General features: G+C 45.9%; 14 protein-coding genes. 8 read left to right on the forward strand and 6 right to left on the reverse strand.

Going from position 1 to position 19,665, the window contains the following annotated elements:
* Positions 1–118: 118 nt before the first annotated feature.
* Positions 119–664 carry an oligoribonuclease gene (orn, locus tag B9J84_RS15395; protein WP_010318948.1) on the reverse strand — a complete coding sequence of 182 codons (546 nt, stop codon included), beginning with the start codon at positions 662–664 and terminating at the stop codon, positions 119–121.
* Positions 665–818: 154 nt separating this feature from the next.
* Here orn and rsgA point away from each other — a divergent pair, with 154 nt between their 5' ends.
* The 7 genes from rsgA to B9J84_RS15430 all read left to right on the forward strand — a co-directional run bounded on the left by rsgA (position 819) and on the right by B9J84_RS15430 (position 10,716).
* Complete coding sequence (gene rsgA / locus B9J84_RS15400; protein ID WP_013857936.1) at positions 819–1,880, forward strand: small ribosomal subunit biogenesis GTPase RsgA; 1,062 nt, start codon at positions 819–821, stop codon at positions 1,878–1,880.
* Between the two features lie 175 nt (positions 1,881–2,055).
* Complete coding sequence (gene asd / locus B9J84_RS15405; protein ID WP_094124511.1) at positions 2,056–2,913, forward strand: archaetidylserine decarboxylase; 858 nt, start codon at positions 2,056–2,058, stop codon at positions 2,911–2,913.
* Positions 2,914–3,126: 213 nt separating this feature from the next.
* The gene (locus tag B9J84_RS15410) at positions 3,127–4,542 is read left to right on the forward strand and encodes a DASS family sodium-coupled anion symporter (RefSeq protein ID WP_017046690.1); all 1,416 of its coding nucleotides are present in this window, start codon (positions 3,127–3,129) and stop codon (positions 4,540–4,542) included.
* Between the two features lie 297 nt (positions 4,543–4,839).
* Positions 4,840–6,720, forward strand: coding sequence for a methyl-accepting chemotaxis protein (locus B9J84_RS15415; protein WP_019282806.1), 1,881 nt, complete (start codon positions 4,840–4,842; stop codon positions 6,718–6,720).
* Between the two features lie 112 nt (positions 6,721–6,832).
* Positions 6,833–7,720 carry a DMT family transporter gene (locus B9J84_RS15420; protein ID WP_094124512.1) on the forward strand — a complete coding sequence of 296 codons (888 nt, stop codon included), beginning with the start codon at positions 6,833–6,835 and terminating at the stop codon, positions 7,718–7,720.
* A gap of 156 nt (positions 7,721–7,876) precedes the next feature.
* Complete coding sequence (gene gpmM / locus B9J84_RS15425) at positions 7,877–9,409, forward strand: 2,3-bisphosphoglycerate-independent phosphoglycerate mutase (RefSeq protein ID WP_094124513.1); 1,533 nt, start codon at positions 7,877–7,879, stop codon at positions 9,407–9,409.
* A 221-nt stretch (positions 9,410–9,630) separates the two neighbouring features.
* A complete protein-coding gene (locus B9J84_RS15430; protein WP_231140426.1) occupies positions 9,631–10,716 on the forward strand; it encodes a murein hydrolase activator EnvC in 1,086 nt (361 codons plus the stop codon).
* A gap of 37 nt (positions 10,717–10,753) precedes the next feature.
* Here the strand turns inward: B9J84_RS15430 and B9J84_RS15435 are convergent, their stop codons facing one another.
* From B9J84_RS15435 to nudC, 4 genes are all read right to left on the reverse strand, one after another.
* Positions 10,754–11,716: an acetyltransferase gene (locus B9J84_RS15435; RefSeq protein ID WP_094124514.1), complete on the reverse strand. Its 963-nt coding sequence runs from the start codon at positions 11,714–11,716 to the stop codon at positions 10,754–10,756.
* Between the two features lie 89 nt (positions 11,717–11,805).
* On the reverse strand, positions 11,806–12,444 hold the full coding sequence (locus B9J84_RS15440) for a TetR/AcrR family transcriptional regulator (RefSeq protein ID WP_013857945.1): 639 nt from the start codon (positions 12,442–12,444) through the stop codon (positions 11,806–11,808).
* Between the two features lie 101 nt (positions 12,445–12,545).
* Positions 12,546–13,613 (reverse strand): uroporphyrinogen decarboxylase, encoded by a 1,068-nt coding sequence (gene hemE / locus B9J84_RS15445; protein ID WP_010318957.1) that lies wholly within the window; start codon positions 13,611–13,613, stop codon positions 12,546–12,548.
* 249 nt (positions 13,614–13,862) lie between these two features.
* Positions 13,863–14,648 (reverse strand): NAD(+) diphosphatase, encoded by a 786-nt coding sequence (gene nudC / locus B9J84_RS15450; protein ID WP_179217579.1) that lies wholly within the window; start codon positions 14,646–14,648, stop codon positions 13,863–13,865.
* 180 nt (positions 14,649–14,828) lie between these two features.
* On the opposite strand from nudC, the gene B9J84_RS15455 reads away from it, so the two are divergent.
* The gene (locus tag B9J84_RS15455; protein ID WP_013857948.1) at positions 14,829–15,323 is read left to right on the forward strand and encodes an Rsd/AlgQ family anti-sigma factor; all 495 of its coding nucleotides are present in this window, start codon (positions 14,829–14,831) and stop codon (positions 15,321–15,323) included.
* A 90-nt stretch (positions 15,324–15,413) separates the two neighbouring features.
* On the opposite strand, the gene rpoC is transcribed toward B9J84_RS15455, so the two are convergent.
* The gene (gene rpoC / locus B9J84_RS15460) at positions 15,414–19,616 is read right to left on the reverse strand and encodes a DNA-directed RNA polymerase subunit beta' (protein WP_013857949.1); all 4,203 of its coding nucleotides are present in this window, start codon (positions 19,614–19,616) and stop codon (positions 15,414–15,416) included.
* Positions 19,617–19,665: the final 49 nt, after the last annotated feature.

Raw genomic sequence — 19,665 nt, forward strand, 5'->3', positions numbered from 1 at the left:
AGCCCTTACTGACAAAAAATCTTTTTTTTTTTTTTTTTGACGAAAAAGAACGCAAATATGGCGTATTAATCACAAAAACTGGTTAACACGCCATCAGCAAAAAATGCCGTTCTGAAAATTAAATACTGAATATGGTCTTACGGTAGTACTGAAGCTCAGCAATAGACTCACGAATATCATCTAAAGCCAGGTGGCTACCTTGCTTAGAAAAGCCATCCAATACTTCTGGCTTCCAACGGCGAGTCAGCTCTTTTAGCGTACTGACATCCACATAACGGTAATGGAAGTAGGCTTCCAGCTCAGGCATATGTTTATAAAGGAAGCGGCGATCTTGCCCAATACTGTTGCCACAAATCGGAGATTTACCTTTAGGCACCCACTTTTCCAAAAACGTAATGGTCTGTTCAACCGCTTCTTGTTGTGTCACTGAGTCATGACGTACTCGCTCGACCAAACCGCTTTTGGTATGTGTGGTGGTGCACCATTCATCCATTTTAGCCAATTCAGCTTCTGATTGATGAACAGCCAACACTGGGCCTTCAGCCAAAATGTTCAACTCACTATCAGTTACAATGGTGGCAATCTCGATAATTTTGTGAGTTTCAGGGTCTAAGCCTGTCATCTCAAGATCAACCCAAATCAAGTTTTGATCGCTAAAAGACATAAATACGTTGCCTATATTGGTTTGCAGATAAAAAAGGTACTATACCCAAATTCAGATCCCCAAGATACCTTTGGACATTGGATCCAAACGGTATGATTTTGAGTAAAATCTCAACGTTGGATCAAAACGTATCATAATCATGAAGTAGATAATCGTGGCAAAGAAAAAGAAGCTGACGAAAGGTCAAGTACGACGCGTTCGTAATAATCAGAGTAAACGACTCAAAAAAGAGGACACAGTTTCGTGGGATGAAGCCATGCTCGGCACCGCAAAAACTGGGTTAGTGATTACTCGTTTTGGCCAACATGCCGATGTTGAAGATTTAGAGACTCACACCATCCACCGCTGTAATTTACGCCGAGGCATTGAAACGCTGGTCTCAGGAGATCGTGTTATTTGGCGACCTGGACTCGAATCGATGGCGGGTATCTCTGGCGTTGTCGAAGCGGTTGAACCGCGCAAATCGGTTCTGACTCGTCCAGATTATTACGACGGTTTGAAACCAGTAGCGGCAAACATTGATCAGATGGTCATTGTGTCATCCGTACTGCCGGAACTGTCACTCAATATCATCGACCGTTATTTGATCGCTTCAGAAACCGTGAATATTGCGCCGCTAGTGGTACTGAATAAGATTGATTTACTCAGCGATGAATTGCGTAACCAATATCAAGAGTCGTTACGTGTGTACGAACGCATTGGCTACAAAGTGCTTTTTGTCAGCAAAAAAAGCGGTGAAGGGATTGCTGAGTTAGAAGCGGAACTTGGCGGACGGATCAACATATTTGTTGGTCAATCTGGCGTTGGTAAATCCAGCCTAGTGAACGCATTAATGCCAAATTTGGAAGATGAAATTGAAGAAGGTGAAGTTTCTCAAGCATCTGGACTTGGTCAACATACCACCACTGCGGCTCGCTTGTATCATATCCCTACAGGCGGTGATTTGATCGACTCGCCGGGAGTGCGTGAATTTGGTTTATGGCACTTGGAAGCTGAAGCGATCACTGAAGCCTTTGTCGAATTTCGTCCCTTCTTAGGCGGCTGTAAGTTTAGAGACTGTAAACACGCTGACGATCCGGGTTGCTTACTACGTGAAGCCGTGGAAAAAGGTGATATTAGTAACACGCGCTTTGAGAACTACCACCGAATTTTAGAAAGCATGTCGGAAAACAAAGCTAACCGCCAATATTCGCGTAACAAAAAAGCGGATTTATAAATAGCATCGAGTTTTACCCCGGCAAATGTCCGCAGACTTGATCGATAAATTTTTTATCTGTCGCCATCGAATAATCCGTAAGCAATGGTGACTAACTGCTGACATGGTGAGAGTTTTTCAGTAACATCTCGCACCCAAAGTGAAGAACATACAGTTAACATTGGAATCAGAGACAATGGATAAAATTAAAGTTGGACTGCAATACTGGATCCCACAACATGGCTTAACACGCCTGATGGGTAAACTCGCATCAGCGAAAGCTGGCGGTCTAACCACTGCAGTCATTCGTTGGTTTATTAAACAATATAATGTCAACATGGATGAAGCTCTGTATTCAGATCCTAGCCATTTCAAAACATTCAATGAATTCTTTGTTCGTGAATTGAAAGCCGATGCTCGGCCAATCAGTGACGGTGATAGCTTAATCACCCATCCGGCCGATGCTTGCGTTAGTCAATTCGGGCCGATTCAAGATGGCAAGCTGATCCAAGCGAAAGGCCACCATTTTACAGCGGTAGAATTGCTCGGTGGTGATGCCAAACTGGCGCAAGAGTTTGAAGATGGCGAATTTGCCACGCTTTATTTATCACCTCGCGACTACCACCGCGTACACATGCCTTGCGATGGCGTGTTACGTCAAATGATTTATGTTCCGGGCGATCTTTTCTCGGTTAACCCACTAACCGCCGAAAATGTACCGAACCTGTTTGCTCGCAATGAGCGCGTGGTGTGTATTTTTGATACTGAGTTTGGCCCAATGGCACAAGTGCTTGTCGGAGCGACCATTGTTGGCAGTATTGAGCTAGTTTGGTCAGGGACTGTCACGCCTCCGCGCGGCAATACCGTTTATCGCTGGGATTATCCAGCCCAAGGCAATACCTCTGTTGTACTGAAAAAAGGACAAGAGATGGGTCGCTTTAAGCTAGGCTCAACGGTGATTAACCTGTTTGCAAAAGATAAAATTCGCTTTGATGAGTCTATGCAACACAATGCTACAACGGTTATGGGTACTCCATACGCACAGCAACGTTAATCGCCATCTCTTAATGTTCCCTGCCGAATGCGTTAGCTCTGCATGTTCAGAGCTAACGCCTCTAGATATTTCGCTTTTTTTCTTTATTGATAAAAAACAAAACTGCTGCATATTCCTTCGCTAAAACTCAAAATTTCAAGCCGCGTCTAAGACCTTCATTCACATATCATTTACGCTAGTTACTTCAAGTTAACCTAATGAAGGTCATGTGATATGCCTACCATGAATACGGGAATGCTGATAAAGCTTGCGATCTGCTTTTTGCTGCCCATCGGTGTTTTACTGATGCCCATTGATGCAATACCGATTGATGACTTAACCTTAATTCAACATCGATTACTGGCTATTTTTTTATTGGCTGCTCTGCTTTGGGTATTGGAGCCAGTTCCTGTATTTGCCACCTCCATTTTGATCATTGCGCTCGAATTGGTGATGATTTCAGATAAAGGCTTGCATCTCTTTCGTTCGCCACCCGCTGGGCATGATATCGGCGAGTTAATGAAGTACACCGATATTTTCAGCGCTTTCTCTTCACCGATTATTATCTTGTTCATGGGCGGCTTTGCACTGGCGATTGCTGCTTCTAAATATGAACTGGACAACAACTTAGCCCGAGTTTTACTCAAACCTTTTGGTACTCAACCCCGCTTTATTATGCTGGGGCTAATGTTGATCACTGCGGTATTTTCTATGTTTATGTCCAATACCGCGACTACTGTGATGATGCTGGCGCTGCTCGGGCCGATCGTCGCTTCAGCTCCAAAAGGGGATTTAGGCATCAAAGCCTTAGTGCTCTGCATTCCGATTGCAGCGAACACCGGTGGTATTGCCACGCCTATCGGTACGCCGCCCAATGCGATCGCGCTGCAATATCTCACCGGAAGCAATAGCATTGATTTCTTTTCTTGGATGATGATGGGCTTGCCGTTTGTGATTATTCAGCTCACGTTAGCTTGGTTTTTGCTACAAAAACTGTTTCCCTCTTCAGAAAAACAGATGGTGCTGAAACTAAACGGAACATTCCAAAAAAATTGGCGTGCAATCGTGGTCTACATTACTTTTGCCGCCACCATAGTGCTGTGGATGACCACCTCTCTACACGGCATGAACACCTATGTGGTTTCTATTATTCCTTTGGCGGTTTTTACACTCACCGGCATTATGGGCAAAGAGGAACTGAAACAGATCAACTGGGACGTCTTGTGGCTAGTGGCTGGCGGGATAGCGATTGGCATTGGGCTAGATAAAACAGGGCTCGCTTCAGCATTAGCTCACGCGATTGATTACAGTTCTCTATCGCCTATCTCGGTCGTCATCACCCTGTCGCTCGTTTGTTGGATCATGGCAAACTTCATGTCCAATACCGCGACCGCTAACTTACTCATGCCGATCGCCGCCGCGATTGGCACATCCATGGAAAGCTTGGCCAGTATTGGTGGTATACAAAGTTTGTTAGTGGTTGTCGCCTTTTCTGCCTCACTGGGTATGATTTTACCTGTCTCAACACCACCAAACTCACTGGCCTATTCTACCGGGCTTATTGAGAGTAAAGACATGGCCAAAACAGGTCTGATTATTGGCGTTGTTGGCTTGTGCATTGTCTATGCTGCCGCGCTATTACTGACCTAACCTTTGGTGACTGCGACTTGCATTGAGCATCAAGACTGAATGCAAGTCGCAAGATGAATCATCTCTATCTAAAACTCAGCAAAAATGACTCAACTGGATGAGTAATAATCGAGCGCGATCATATTAATCAACATCATATTTTCGTAGGATTAGCCTGTTTTAGTTATTCATTTATCTGAAGAACCATGAAAAGACCTCATCATTTGGCTGCAAATAAGCACGGGTGCCGTTAATTCATCTTTTTTTCGTTCTGATCTATCGACACGCTGTTGTCAAACCGTTCTAGGGGCATAACCCATGAGACATACCATCAAATTTAAAATTCAAGTGGCGATCGCCATTATCATTGCGATAGTCAGTGGTGTACAAGCTTGGATCTCCGTCAGCCAACTGCAACAGGAGACGACTCACGCCATCAATAGTGAAATGGAAAATGTCAGTCTCGCCACCAGCCGTTATATCAGTGATTGGCTCGGGATCCGTAGCAATATGATGTTGGCCAATGAATCTTTTATCGCCAGTAATGACAACGCAGATCAAGCGCTACTGGTCACCAAAAAAGGCGGTGATTTTCTTTCTGTCTATGCTGGCTTCAGTGATGGCACCATCGCTTATGGTGATAAAACCGAAGATTGGCCAAGTGATTATGATCCAAGAACGCGCCCTTGGTATAAAGATGCAATGGCACAATCCGGGCTTATAATTACCGAACCCTACCAAGATTTTGATGGCAGCATCGTAGTCAGCTTCGCCAAAGCTTTTAAAGGTCAAAAACAAGGCGTACTCGCCGCCGATTTAACCGTAACCAATCTCATTAAAGAGGTACTGAGTGTTAAACTCGATAACCAAGGCTTTGCGTTTCTGGTTGATGGCAATAACAATATTGTCGCCTATCAAGATGAAGCCTTAAGCCAAAAACCTTTAACCAATTTAAACAACGAATTAGATTCCCAGCACATGGCCAGCTTAGCTAAAGAGAATCGCGTTGATACTATTGTTTGGCCAAAGCAAGGCAACAAGTTGATTTACGTCTCACAAATACCTAATACCGATTGGTTACTGGGCATTGTGGTGGATAAAGAGATGGCCTACGCCTCGGTTTCTGAGCAGATCACCTTTACCGCCATTGCCTCTTTAGTGCTCTACATTATTATCGCCAGCATCAGCACTTGGGTTGTAACCCGCTTACTGCAACCACTGCAGGTATTGTCGAACGCTTTAGCGCAATTAGCGCAAGGAGAAGGCGACCTCACCCAACGCATCGACATTCGACGCATGGATGAAATCGGTGAACTGGCCGAGAAAGTGAATCTCTTTTTAAGTCAAATGCAGGAGATGCTGAAAGGGATCGTCAGCCGTAGCCAACAACTTTCCCAGCAAGCACAAGATGCCAATGACCTTTCTGCTCAAGCTTCCATGCGAGTTGAGCACCAACAAAATGATGTCAACCAAATAGCCACCGCGATTCACGAGATGTCGGCTACCGCCGCTGAGGTGGCTAGCCACGCCGAACTGACCGCTAGCGCATCACAAGCATCGGCCTCAGCTTGTGATGACGGGCAGGCGGTTATCAAAAAGAATCGTGATTCCATTACTCACTTAGCCAATCAGGTCGATAGTGCGGCCAAAGTGATCCGAGAGTTGGAGAGCAATGCTCAAAGTATCAACCAGATCCTATCCACCATTCAAAGTATTGCCGAACAAACCAATCTGTTAGCACTCAATGCAGCGATTGAAGCGGCCCGCGCAGGTGACCAAGGCCGTGGTTTTGCTGTGGTAGCCGACGAAGTTCGTGTGCTCAGCCAACGTACACATGGCTCAACGGAAGAGATCCGCACCATGATTGAAACCTTGCAGCGCAATACTCAACATGCGGTCGAGAATATGGAAGCCAGCACCAAACTGGCCGACCACAGTGTTGACTATGCCGAACAAGCTCACGACAGTTTAGTGCGGATCACGCAAGCCATTACCGAGATCAATGATATGGCCTTGCAAATTGCCAGTGCCGCTGAAGAGCAGCGAGCCGTCAGCGAAGACATTAGCCGCAATACACAAGGTATCAAAGACGCTTCTGATGACCTTGCAAGCCAAACTCAGCAGAGCAGCCACAGCGCTCATGAAATGCATTTATCGGCAGAAGCCATGCGTAACGATATTCGCCGCTTCAAAGTATAAATCCTCTTGGCTTGCCTCTTTTAATCACATTGAGGCAAGCCCATAAATTCCCTTTGTTTTCCCCTAGCGCTTAAGGCATATTGAGATCCTTCCCTCGTTCAAGGATGTTTACATGGGCTACGAATGGCTCGCGCTTGCTGCCGCGTTTCTTTGGGCAGTAGCCAGTTTACTGTCTGTTGCTCCCGCTCGCCATTTAGGAACCTTTGCTTATAGCCGTTGGCGGATGGGCTGTACTTCTCTCATTTTAGTGAGCATGGCGTTGGCAACTGGCGGCTGGGCAACGGTAAACAGCGAGATGGTAACACCCATGATGTATTCGGGGTTGATTGGCATATTCATTGGCGATACGGCGCTGTTTGCGTGTTTAAATCGCATGGGGCCAAGACAAGCGGGTTTGCTCTTTTCTTGCCATGCCGTTTTTTCGGCCATTCTCGGCTATTTTTTATTCAGCGAAAGCATGAGCCATGCAGAGCTAGTGGGCGCGACTTTTGTCTTTTCAGGCGTTCTAACGGCCATCTTTTTTGGCCGCCGAGGGCAAAATCATAATGCATTGGAAGCAATTAAAGGCCGAGTATGGGTTGGCATTGCACTTGGCCTTATCGCGGCTCTATGCCAAGCATTGGGTGGGATCATCGCCAAACCTGTGATGCAAACGGGGATCGACCCCATCGCCGCTTCCGCGATTCGAATGCTCACCGCTTTCACCGCACACTGCTTACTGTTGGCTACTGGTGCAAAATTAGCACGCGCCACTCAAGCCATTACGCTGCCCATTTTTACCATTACTGCCATCAACGGTTTTCTTGCGATGGCGGTCGGAATGACGTTAATTCTCTACGCACTGCGTGAAGGCAACGTGGGTATGGTGGCCCTGCTCTCCTCAACCACGCCCATCATGTTGTTGCCTATTTTATGGATGTATACCAAACAGCGGCCCAACCGCTTCGCTTGGTGCGGCGCACTGTTTGCCGTGCTTGGGACGGGAATTTTAGTTTATTAAATGGCGCTAAAAAGGCACCGATGTTGATCAATAGGCTACCTTTATAGGCATTGATAGGGAGAATCATTGATCTTAACCTACTGCAATCGCTTCAAAGTGTAGTAAAATTACGCTAATTTCTGTTTAAGTTACTTTGAATTTGACGAGGTCATAACTATGTCAGCTAAGAAGCCAATGGCTTTAGTAATTCTTGACGGTTGGGGTTACCGTGAAGATAACGCACACAACGCAATCAGCAATGCACATACTCCAGTCATGGATAGCTTAATTGCAAACAACCCAAACACTCTGATTTCTGCTTCTGGTATGGATGTAGGTTTACCGGATGGTCAAATGGGTAACTCAGAAGTCGGTCACACCAATATCGGTGCTGGTCGTATTGTTTACCAAGACCTGACACGCATTACTAAATCAATTCTTGATGGTGAATTCCAACAAAATGAAGTGTTAGTCAACGCGATGGATAAAGCCATCAAAGCGGGCAAAGCGGTTCACCTATTGGGGCTAATGTCGCCAGGTGGTGTTCACTCGCATGAAGATCATATCTACGCTGCCGTTGAAATGGCTGCTGCCCGTGGCGCTGAGAAAATCTACCTCCACTGCTTCCTTGATGGCCGTGATACGCCACCACGCAGTGCCGAAGCCTCATTGCAACGCTTCCAAGACCTATTTTCTAAATTAGGTAAAGGTCGTATCGCCTCACTGATTGGTCGTTACTACGCCATGGATCGCGATAACAACTGGGAACGCGTACAAAAAGCTTACGACCTATTGGTTGAAGCCAAAGCAGAATTTACTTTTGATTCCGCCGTAGCAGGCCTTGAAGCCGCTTACGCACGTGAAGAAAATGATGAATTTGTTAAAGCGACAGAAATCAAAGCTGAAGGCCAAGACTCTGCTGCGATTGAAGATGGCGACGCCGTGATTTTCATGAACTACCGCGCCGACCGTGCACGTGAAATTACTCGTGCCTTCATACCAGATTTCAACGGGTTTGAACGTGCAAAGTTCCCAGCAATTGACTTTGTGATGCTAACCCAATACGCCGCCGACATTCCTCTGCTGTGCGCATTTCCACCAGCATCACTAGAAAACACCTACGGTGAGTGGCTATCAAAGGCGGGTAAAACTCAGTTGCGCATCTCTGAAACAGAAAAATACGCGCACGTCACCTTCTTCTTTAACGGTGGTGTTGAGAACGAATTCCCAGGCGAAGAGCGCCAATTGGTTGCTTCACCTAAAGTGGCAACTTACGATCTGCAACCGGAAATGAGCGCGCCTGAACTGACTGAAAAACTCGTTGCGGCAATCAAGTCGGGTAAATACGATGCGATTATCTGTAACTACCCGAACGGCGATATGGTTGGTCATACTGGTATTTACGAAGCGGCCGTGAAAGCATGCGAAGCGCTTGATGAGTGTATCGGAAAAGTGGTTGAAGCGATTAAAGAAGTCGATGGCCAGCTACTGATCACAGCAGACCACGGCAATGCAGAAATGATGGTGAACCCAGAAACAGGGGGCATTCATACTGCTCATACCAATCTGCCAGTACCGCTTATCTACGTCGGTAGCAAAGATCTTAAGCTAAAAGATGGTGGTAAGCTTTCTGATCTAGCACCAACGATGCTTGCTCTATCGAACATGGACATTCCGGCAGACATGTCTGGTCAAGTGTTGTTTAAATAACTCACCAACCACGTGCTATTGAGCCTCGATAAATATCGAGGCTTTTTTTCGCCCAAGAACTCGATTTGATTGCAAGTTTTGACATAGGGCTTTCGCCTCGCGGATGGCTTTGAGTATACTGACTCACTAATTTGTCGATAGAGACTTGAAAACGGATGAGAAACAAGCCTTCACCACACCCACTTACTATAACGACTTGGTGGCATGCACTTAGCCTAGTGATGGTGTTAGGGCTAGCTTGCCTCTCCAGCTCACCGTTAATGGCTGCCACACAACAAGAGCTAAAAGGGGTGAAAGGCGAAATTTCTCGTCAGCAGCAAGCGTTAAATAATCGACAAAAAGAGCTCGATTCGTTGCAAAATGCGCTTAAAAAGCAAGAAGTGGGCATTTCAAGTCTAGAAAATCAGATCAAAAACACCAAATCAGAATTAGTAGTGGCCAACGCTAATATCGCTAAACTCAAGCAAAAGATCACAGCCTTAGAAACACAACAAACACAGCAAACCGCCAAATTAGCTCAACTGATCAAAACCTATTACGCCACTCAGCGAGCGACAGCCTCATCCAACATACTCAATAATGGCGTGGAAGAAGATCGCATCAGCCAGTATTACCAACACTTGGCGAAGGCGCGCAGCCAAACCATCCAACAGCTTGAACTTACGCAAAAAGAACTCAATGAAAGTGAAAAACAGCTGCGACTTGAACGAGACCAAATCGCCTCTCTATTAGAACAGCAGACCCAAAAGCGCGCTACATTGGCAAAAACGCAGTCAGAACGACGCAGTACAGTGGGTAAAATTCAAAAAAGCATTTCCGGTGATAAAGTCTACTTAGCCGAATTGCAACGCAATGAAACGCGATTACAAGCAGAAATCGCCAAAGCAGCAAAACGTAACGCTGTACTAATGGATGGGTTAGCGCCGCAAAAAGGCAAGCTACCTTGGCCAGTCAAAGGCAAAATCCTGCATGCTTTTGGTACACGTCAAAGTGGACAAATTGACTGGAAAGGTCTAGTCATTGACGCCAATTATGGTCAAAACGTCAAAGCGGTTTATTCTGGCACGGTCGTGTTTGCTGAATATCTACGTGGTTATGGGCTGGTGGTTTTGCTCGATCATGGCAAAGGCGATATGACCTTATACGGCTTTAACCAAAGTTTGCTCAAAAAAGAGGGCGATAAAGTCACCGCCGGTGAAACCATTGCTTTAGCGGGAGACACTGGCGGTCAATCTCAGCCAGCGCTCTATTTCGAAATTCGTCGCAACAGTAAAGCCGAAGACCCAACACGCTGGCTCAGTCGCTAGCAAAACACATCCATCACCCTGTTAATCCGAACGAGCGTTAGTGTGATGAATAGTACGCTTCTACTTGAGTAATGAATTGGGTCAATTGTCTTTTATCCAACGAATTAATACCCGCCGCCGCTTCTCGCCCGCCTCCGGTTGCAAAGGCGCTGCATAACCTATCCGCTCCCTGTTTATTGGTTAATGGAGCACGTAGCGAAACGGTATAACCACCCGATGAATTTACCGTTAAAACCATATGTGCCGCGGCAGGTGCTTGATTGGCTAGCCAATTACTAAACACACCACTCACTCGCTGTGATGATGCACAGTCTGGCAGCTCGTACACGCTCAAACAGGCACTTTTATAGATAGGCTCTAACGACTGAGCAAGCTGCATATCTTGCTCATAAGCGTGCTGCAAATGATAAAAAGGGGAGTTGTCATCCTTCATTAAATCAAACGGTGAAGGATAAACTAGCAAGGCTTGGTACAAATCAGCGGGGTGATAATGAAGCTGCTCTATCGTCTCTCCATAACCGTTATAGTTAATCAAGGTGCCTAAGTTTTTTAGTTGTTCGGCTTGAGTGGTAGTTAGCCCCGCGTTGCGCGCTAAAGTATCCGCTTTAGCAATCAAATTATCGCCATAAGCTGCCACAATCGCCCACTCATGGAACGGACCACCTAACCATTGATCAATAATTAATGCCGTACAAGTATTAGGGTCCAAATCAATATGGGCGTCAAGCAGCGGAGTCTCGGGGATTGAGCCTGCATAGTGATGATCGGCATAAAACACCGTCACCCCCGCCGCAAGAGCCTGCTGTAAAGGTCGCTGATTCTTCTCCATCGAAATATCTAACACGGTCAGACTATCTCGGGATTGAAGATTAAGACGCTGGAGCAATTTGATATCACGCTTAACCCCAGTAACTAGGGTCGTCGTGCGAGGGTAAGCAAGCCGCAGCTGAAGAAGAGAGATGATGCCATCAGCATCACCGTTAAAAACGTCATAGTGCATATCAACACCACCCTTAGAGATGTATAGCTAAGAAGCTAACAGCTTCAAAGGATTAAGAACAATACTCAAAGGTTATAACTAAGCACAGATTATGATGCGTGCATCGCCCGCACACCTTCCTCTAATAATAGAAGCTGTTCAAGACCTTGTTCCGTTGCTTTGGGTTTAACGACTGCGATCATCTGTAGCATGCCTTGATGAATCACTTGCTCGGTGATCTGCGTTTTGGAAAACATCGCTGACTGATAACTCAACCAACACGAGGCCGTCATATGGAGAGTGGTCACTAAAGATTGCATATCTTCTTTTCCGACAGACAGCAATTTCAGCTCAACAAAAGCGTGCATAATATTAATGAGATTAGTTTGCAGCTTTTCTTGTACTTGAATGTACTCACCATGTAGTACTTCATCACGCTGCAGGATTTCCGGTAAATTGGCATAGAAAAAACGGTATTTCCACATCAAAGTGAAGATCGAATCAAGATAATGCTTTAACAGAGTTAAGCTTTCGCGCTGTGCCGCAATCGGCTGAAAACGTTCGAGTAACTCTGCTGAATAGAGAGCAAAAATATCACGAACAATTTCTTGTTTATTACGAAAGTGATAATACAAATTACCTGGGCTGATTTCGATATGTGCTGCGATATGGTTAGTGGTCACCGTTCTTTCACCATGTTCATTAAACAGCGCTAATGCAGCATAAACGATCTTATCTTTGGTCTTCATCTTGTCTTATTACCTCTTTACCTCTGTGAGCCTGCTCCTATCAAATAACAGGATGAGAGTGAGAAACGGTGCATTATCGGCGATAAGGCACCGCAAACCTATTATTGATGGTACGGTTTAGACAAGGCGTGCACCGCATCAACAAATATGCCCGCATTTTCCGGTGGCACATCTAAATGGATACCGTGTCCGAGGTTAAAGACATGGCCCGTTCCACCATGGCCAAACCCTTCAAGAATGGTCGCCACTTCTTGGCGAATACGATCATGCGGAGCATAAAGCATGGAAGGGTCCATATTGCCTTGCAGCGCCACTTTGTCACCGATACGCGCTTTGGCGTCGGCAATATTGATGGTCCAATCAAGCCCTACAGCATCACAACCCGTTGCAGCAATCTGCTCCAGCCACATGCCACCGTTTTTGGTAAACAGAGTGACGGGTACGCGGCGACCTTCATTTTCACGAATTAAACCATCCACAATTTTGTGCATATACTGTAGTGAAAAGAGGTTGTAGTCGCGCGGCGTCAGTACTCCGCCCCAAGTATCAAAGATCATAACAGACTGAGCACCCGCTTTGATTTGTGCGTTGAGGTATTCAATAACACTGTCTGCCAGTTTATCGAGCAAGGCGTGCAGCACGCTAGGATCGGCGTACATCATTTTTTTGATCTTAGTGAAGGCTTTTGAGCTGCCACCTTCCACCATATAAGTCGCGAGTGTCCATGGGCTGCCTGAAAAACCGATCAATGGAACTTCACCTTGTAAATCTTTGCGGATCTGGCGTACGGCATTCATCACATATTGCAGTTCGCCTTCCGGATCTGGTAAGCCAATTTTATCGACATCGGCTTTACAGGTGATCGGGCGTTCAAACTTTGGCCCTTCGCCCGCTTCAAAATACAAACCCAATCCCATGGCGTCAGGAATGGTTAAAATATCAGAAAATAAAATAGCGGCATCTAATGGAAAGCGACGTAATGGCTGTAATGTCACTTCAGAAGCTAGCTCAGCATTTTTACACAGCGCCATAAAATCGCCCGCTTCGGCACGCGTTGCGCGATACTCTGGCAGGTAACGTCCCGCTTGGCGCATCATCCATACAGGGGTGCAATCGACAGGTTGTTTTAACAGTGCACGCAAGTAGCGATCATTTTTTAATTCAGTCATTCCGTCTTCCAATTTAAAGCTTGTTATTTTTTGTGGCGTTATTCTAGCACTGAATAAGCGCCAAAAACGGTGTGCTTTGCAAGCGAGATCATGTTATTAACTTTTAAATCAATGGTTAATTTGCAAGCAACCTTTAACGGTGTTAAAAATTTGTTCGCTAGCGAAAACTATAATTATAAACTGAGTACTCTGTACTCGGCATCTCATAACGACATCTTACTTACCCCCTCCTTCACCGGAGGGTTTTTTTTAGCAATGCGGCAGTGAATCTTTCTCGATTTCGCTTAACGTGTGCTCTATTAATGCTCTGGCTATCGTCCCTTCGGGCGCAACGGGAGGCAAAGCACTTGCTAAAAACCATTGTGCATCACTCAATTCACTATAGTCGGGTTTTATCGTGCCAGAGTCATATTCCGCCACAAAGCCCATCATCATACTCGATGGAAATGCCCAAGGCTGACTACCAAAATAGTGAATATTTTTCACATGAATCCCCGTTTCTTCAAGCACTTCACGTGCCACGCATTGCTCTAACGTCTCCCCGACCTCTAAAAAACCAGCAATAACGGTATACATGCCGTTACGATGCCTTGGGTGCTGGGCCAATAAAATTTTATCCTGATTTCGTACCGCGACAATAATGCAGGGAAAGATACGCGGATAATGTAACGTTCGACACTCAGAACATTGCATCGCCAATTGGTTATGGTTTAGGTAATTTCGCCCGCCACATTGTGGACAAAAACGTAACGTTTGGCTCATGTGACCATATTGAAGCGCCTTGCTGATCGCCAAAAATAGTTCTGGTTTGATATGCAACAATTCGCGTAACGAAGTCATCTCTCGCTCGCCATCAAGATCGGCATCATTAACCCACATCACTGGGTAACCATCACAACTATCTACCACCACCGCTTTTTCTAAAGGCAGGGAATATTCGTCCGCAGATCCTAGTGGTAACTCACCATTTATGGTCCAGATCTCACTTCCGGAAACTACACACCAATAAGCGATTTTTGTATCACTATTTTTCAACATGTTGCGACCTCTCTTCTTGCAGTTACCCCATTTTACTGGCAATCTAAATTCATACCAGAATTTGTAACGTTCCAAATTTAGTTCTATAAATTCTAGTAAGGACAATGAGTTGTATCTACGAAGTGCAACCCTACGCAAAGGAAACGGTCACCAGCTTTGTGACCCGATCATGAGGGCATGGTCATGCTAAAAAAACTAAAACGCACACAAGAGCAATGGGGCGGTTACAGTGACGTTATTGATCACTGGTTAAACACGCGACAAACCTTGATTGTAGAGTATTGCAAATTAGCCGCGCTGCAACCTTGCACCGCCAAAACGAATGTTAACGGGCTTCCCTCGCCAGAAGAGCTGCAACGTTTTTGCCAGCAACTGGTGGATTATATTTCCGAAGGTCACTTCAAAATCTACGATATGGTGATGGATAGGTGGCGTGCAACTGGCTTTGAAGCCACCGATGAAATTAATCAGACTTATGGAAAAATTATTGTTACTACCGAGCCGTTACTCAATTTTACAGATAAATACGCGGCAGTGAGTGATGAGGATGATCTCGAAAACTTTGACAACGACCTTTCGCTAATTGGTGAAATTATTGAGGTGCGTTTTGGAGTGGAAGATAGTTTGATCCAACTTATCGCGGACAGCTTGGCTATCCCTCCTGGTGCTTAATATTGAATATTTTGCTGTAATCATTCGCGTAGATTAATTAAGCGCAACAAAAAAGGCACCCGAAGGTGCCTTTTTTAATCAGCGCTGAGATTACTCTTCAGAAGAGAAACCTGCGTTTAGCAGTGCCGCTAGGTTATCTGTCGCTTGTTCAGCTGACGGGCCTTTTAGCTGTGCCGCACGTTTAGCTTGACGTTCTTGGTGGTAAGCGAAACCTGTACCCGCTGGGATCAGACGACCAACGATTACGTTTTCTTTCAGACCGCGAAGATCATCACGTTTACCAGAAACAGCCGCTTCTGTTAGTACGCGGGTTGTCTCTTGGAACGATGCCGCAGAGATGAACGATTCAGTCGCTAGAGATGCTTTAGTAATACCTAGTAGCTCACGCTCGAAACGAGCAGGCTGTTTGCCTTCGGCTTCTAGGTTACGGTTTGCAACTTTCACTTGTGAGTATTCAACTTGCTCACCCGCTAGGAACTCAGAGTCGCCAGCATGAGTAATCGTACACTTACGTAGCATTTGACGAACGATAGTTTCAATGTGCTTATCGTTAATCTTAACGCCTTGCAGACGGTAAACTTCTTGAACTTCGTTAGCGATGTAAGACGTTACAGCATGGATACCACGTAAACGTAGGATATCGTGCGGAGTCTCAGGACCATCAGCAATAACGTCACCACGTTCGATCTTCTCACCTTCAAACACGTTAAGTTGACGATGCTTAGGAATCATTTCTTCATAAGTTTCGTCACCCTCACGAGTGATGATTAGACGACGTTTACCTTTGGTTTCTTTACCAAAGCTCACAGTACCTGTGTGCTCAGCAAGAATCGCAGGCTCTTTTGGTCGACGAGCTTCAAACAAGTCAGCTACGCGAGGTAGACCACCCGTGATGTCTCGGTTACCGCCAGATTTTTGTGGAATACGCGCTAATGTGTCACCAATACCAACTTCAGCACCATCTTCGATGTTAACGATCGCTTTACCCGGTAAGAAGTATTGAGCTGGCATATCAGTACCAGGGATCATGACATCTTTACCTTTCGCATCAACAAGTTTGATAGCTGGACGCATATCTTTACCTGCTGCTGGACGAGCGGCAGCTTCGGTTACTTCGCTTGAAGATAGACCCGTTAGGTCATCTGTTTGGCGAGAAACCGTTACACCATCAATCATATCAACGAATTGGATGCGACCAGCCACTTCAGTGATGATTGGCATGGTGTGCGCTTCCCAGTTAGCCACTGTTTGACCAGCTTCAACCGCGTCGTTATCACCTTTACTCAACACAGAGCCGTAAGGCAGTTTGTGTTTTTCTTTCGTGCGACCAAATTCGTCAATGATAGTCAGCTCTGATGCACGAGATGTGATAACCAGCTTCTTATCTTTGTTGATAACGAACTTAGCGTTGTGAAGTTTCACAGAACCTTTGTTCTTCGCTTGGATGCTGTTCTCTGCCGCAGCAGTAGAAGCCGCACCACCGATGTGGAACGTACGCATCGTTAACTGTGTACCCGGCTCACCGATAGATTGAGCAGCAATAACACCGACTGCCTCACCTTGGTTCACTAGGTGACCACGAGCAAGGTCACGACCGTAACATAGCGCACAACAGCCGAAGTCCGCATCACAGGTTACCACTGAACGTACTTTCATATTATCGACAGAGTTCTCATCGATAATCTGACACCACTTCTCATCAATCAGAGTATTACGTGGAATAAGTACTTCTTCAGTGCCTGGCTTCATCACATCCTCAGCCACAACACGACCAAGAGCCAGTTCAGTTAAAGAAACTTTAACATCACCACCCTCGATATGAGGCATCATGTCGACACCTTCTTGAGTGCCACAGTCATGCTCTGTCACCACAACGTCTTGTGCAACGTCTACTAAACGACGAGTCAGGTAACCTGAGTTCGCTGTTTTAAGTGCTGTATCGGCTAGACCCTTACGTGCACCGTGGGTAGAGATAAAGTACTGTAGTACGTTCAGGCCTTCTTTAAAGTTTGCTGTGATAGGCGTTTCGATGATTGAACCATCTGGACGCGCCATCAGACCACGCATACCTGCAAGCTGACGAATCTGAGCAGCAGAACCACGAGCACCCGAGTCAGCCATCATATAGATGCTGTTAAACGATTCTTGTTGTTCTTCTACACCATCACGGTTGATCACGGTTTCAGAAGATAGGTTATCCATCATCGCTTTCGCAACACGGTCGTTGGTAGACGCCCAGATATCGATAACTTTGTTGTAACGCTCACCCGCCGTAACAAGACCTGATTGGAACTGTTCTTGGATTTCGCGTACTTCTTCTTCAGCTTCAGCAATTTCAGTGTATTTCGCTGCTGGTACAACCATGTCGTCGATACCAACTGACACGCCTGACAGTGCTGCATAAGCAAAACCGGTGTACATGATTTGGTCAGCAAATACGACCGTATCTTTCAAACCAAGCTTACGATACGCTTCGTTTAATAGATTTGAGATCTGTTTCTTACCAAGCTTCTGGTTCACGATGCTGTATGGCAAGCCTTTAGGCACGATTTGCCATAGCATGGCACGACCGACAGTCGTATCGACCATCTTAGTCTCAGTTGTGCTGTAACCATCTTCATCAACAACGGTTTCAGTGATACGTACTTTAACGCGTGCGTGTAGCGCCGCTGTCTTAGTACGGTATGCCTTCTCAGCCTCTTTAGGGCCAGCCAGGTACATACCTTCACCTTGTGCGTTGATTTTTTCGCGAGTCATGTAGTACAGACCCAAGACCACGTCCTGTGAAGGTACGATGATCGGATCACCTGATGCTGGCGACAGAATGTTGTTCGTCGACATCATCAGTGTACGAGCTTCAAGCTGTGCTTCTAAAGTTAGAGGCACGTGAACCGCCATTTGGTCACCATCGAAGTCCGCGTTATACGCCGCACACACAAGTGGGTGCAGTTGAATCGCTTTACCTTCAATCAGTACAGGTTCGAACGCTTGAATACCAAGACGGTGCAGTGTTGGTGCACGGTTTAGTAGTACTGGGTGTTCACGAATCACTTCGTCTAGGATATCCCAAACAACCGCTTCTTCACGCTCAACCATTTTCTTAGCTGCTTTGATCGTCGTGGCCATGCCGCGAGTTTCTAACTTGCTGTAGATAAATGGTTTAAATAGCTCAAGTGCCATCTTCTTAGGAAGACCACACTGGTGCAGACGTAAATATGGACCGACTGTGATTACAGAACGGCCTGAGTAGTCTACACGTTTACCAAGTAGGTTCTGACGGAAACGACCTTGTTTACCCTTGATCATATCAGCAAGAGATTTCAGAGGACGCTTGTTAGAACCTGTGATCGCACGACCGCGACGACCGTTATCAAGTAGCGCATCAACAGACTCTTGCAGCATACGCTTTTCGTTGCGTACGATGATGTCCGGAGCTGCTAGCTCTAGAAGGCGCTTCAAACGGTTGTTACGGTTGATCACACGGCGGTACAAATCGTTCAGATCAGATGTCGCAAAACGACCGCCATCTAGTGGTACTAGAGGACGTAGATCTGGCGGAAGTACCGGAAGCACAGTCAGGATCATCCACTCAGGGTTATTACCTGAGCTGATAAACGCTTCAACAAGCTTCAGACGCTTAGTCAGTTTTTTGCGTTTAGTTTCAGAGTTAGTGGTTTGTAACTCCTCACGCATCATCTCTGTTTCAGCGACAAGATCCATTGAACCCAATAGGTCCTTGATCGCTTCTGCGCCCATCTTCGCCGTGAACTCATCGCCCCACTCTTCTAGACGGTCAAGATACTCTTCTTCAGTAAGCATCTGACTCTTTTCTAGATCCGTCATACCCGGCTCTGTTACTACATACATTTCGAAGTAAAGAACACGTTCGATATCACGTAGAGGGATATCCATTAGCAGACCGATACGAGACGGTAGCGATTTTAGGAACCAGATGTGAGCAACCGGTGATGCAAGCTCGATGTGGCCCATACGGTCACGACGAACTTTAGTTTGTGTAACTTCAACGCCACATTTTTCACAGATCACGCCACGGTGTTTCAGACGCTTATATTTACCACAAAGACATTCGTAGTCTTTGACTGGACCAAAAATACGCGCACAGAACAGACCATCACGTTCAGGCTTGAACGTACGATAGTTGATCGTTTCAGGTTTTTTAACTTCACCAAAAGACCATGAACGAATCATGTCAGGTGAAGATAGACCGATTTTGATTGCATCAAATTCTTCGGTCTTATGCTGTGCTTTTAGAAAGTTTAATAAGTCTTTCACAATCAGCTCCTGTAAGGAGTTAAAAGGCGCTCGGCGAGCGCCTTTCTAC

The organism is Vibrio sp. V03_P4A6T147, from assembly GCF_002241085.1.
Taxonomy (GTDB): Bacteria; Pseudomonadota; Gammaproteobacteria; order Enterobacterales; family Vibrionaceae; genus Vibrio; species Vibrio anguillarum.

Coding starts and splice junctions, on each gene's coding strand:
- B9J84_RS15440 (WP_013857945.1), bottom strand. CDS start 12,444: ATGAAGACCAAAGATAAGATCGTTTATGCTGCATTAGCGCTGTTTAAT.
- B9J84_RS15420 (WP_094124512.1), top strand. CDS start 6,833: ATGGGCTACGAATGGCTCGCGCTTGCTGCCGCGTTTCTTTGGGCAGTA.
- asd (WP_094124511.1), top strand. CDS start 2,056: ATGGATAAAATTAAAGTTGGACTGCAATACTGGATCCCACAACATGGC.
- B9J84_RS15410 (WP_017046690.1), top strand. CDS start 3,127: ATGCCTACCATGAATACGGGAATGCTGATAAAGCTTGCGATCTGCTTT.
- B9J84_RS15455 (WP_013857948.1), top strand. CDS start 14,829: ATGGTCATGCTAAAAAAACTAAAACGCACACAAGAGCAATGGGGCGGT.
- B9J84_RS15415 (WP_019282806.1), top strand. CDS start 4,840: ATGAGACATACCATCAAATTTAAAATTCAAGTGGCGATCGCCATTATC.
- B9J84_RS15430 (WP_231140426.1), top strand. CDS start 9,631: ATGGTGTTAGGGCTAGCTTGCCTCTCCAGCTCACCGTTAATGGCTGCC.
- B9J84_RS15435 (WP_094124514.1), bottom strand. CDS start 11,716: ATGCACTATGACGTTTTTAACGGTGATGCTGATGGCATCATCTCTCTT.
- orn (WP_010318948.1), bottom strand. CDS start 664: ATGTCTTTTAGCGATCAAAACTTGATTTGGGTTGATCTTGAGATGACA.
- hemE (WP_010318957.1), bottom strand. CDS start 13,613: ATGACTGAATTAAAAAATGATCGCTACTTGCGTGCACTGTTAAAACAA.
- gpmM (WP_094124513.1), top strand. CDS start 7,877: ATGTCAGCTAAGAAGCCAATGGCTTTAGTAATTCTTGACGGTTGGGGT.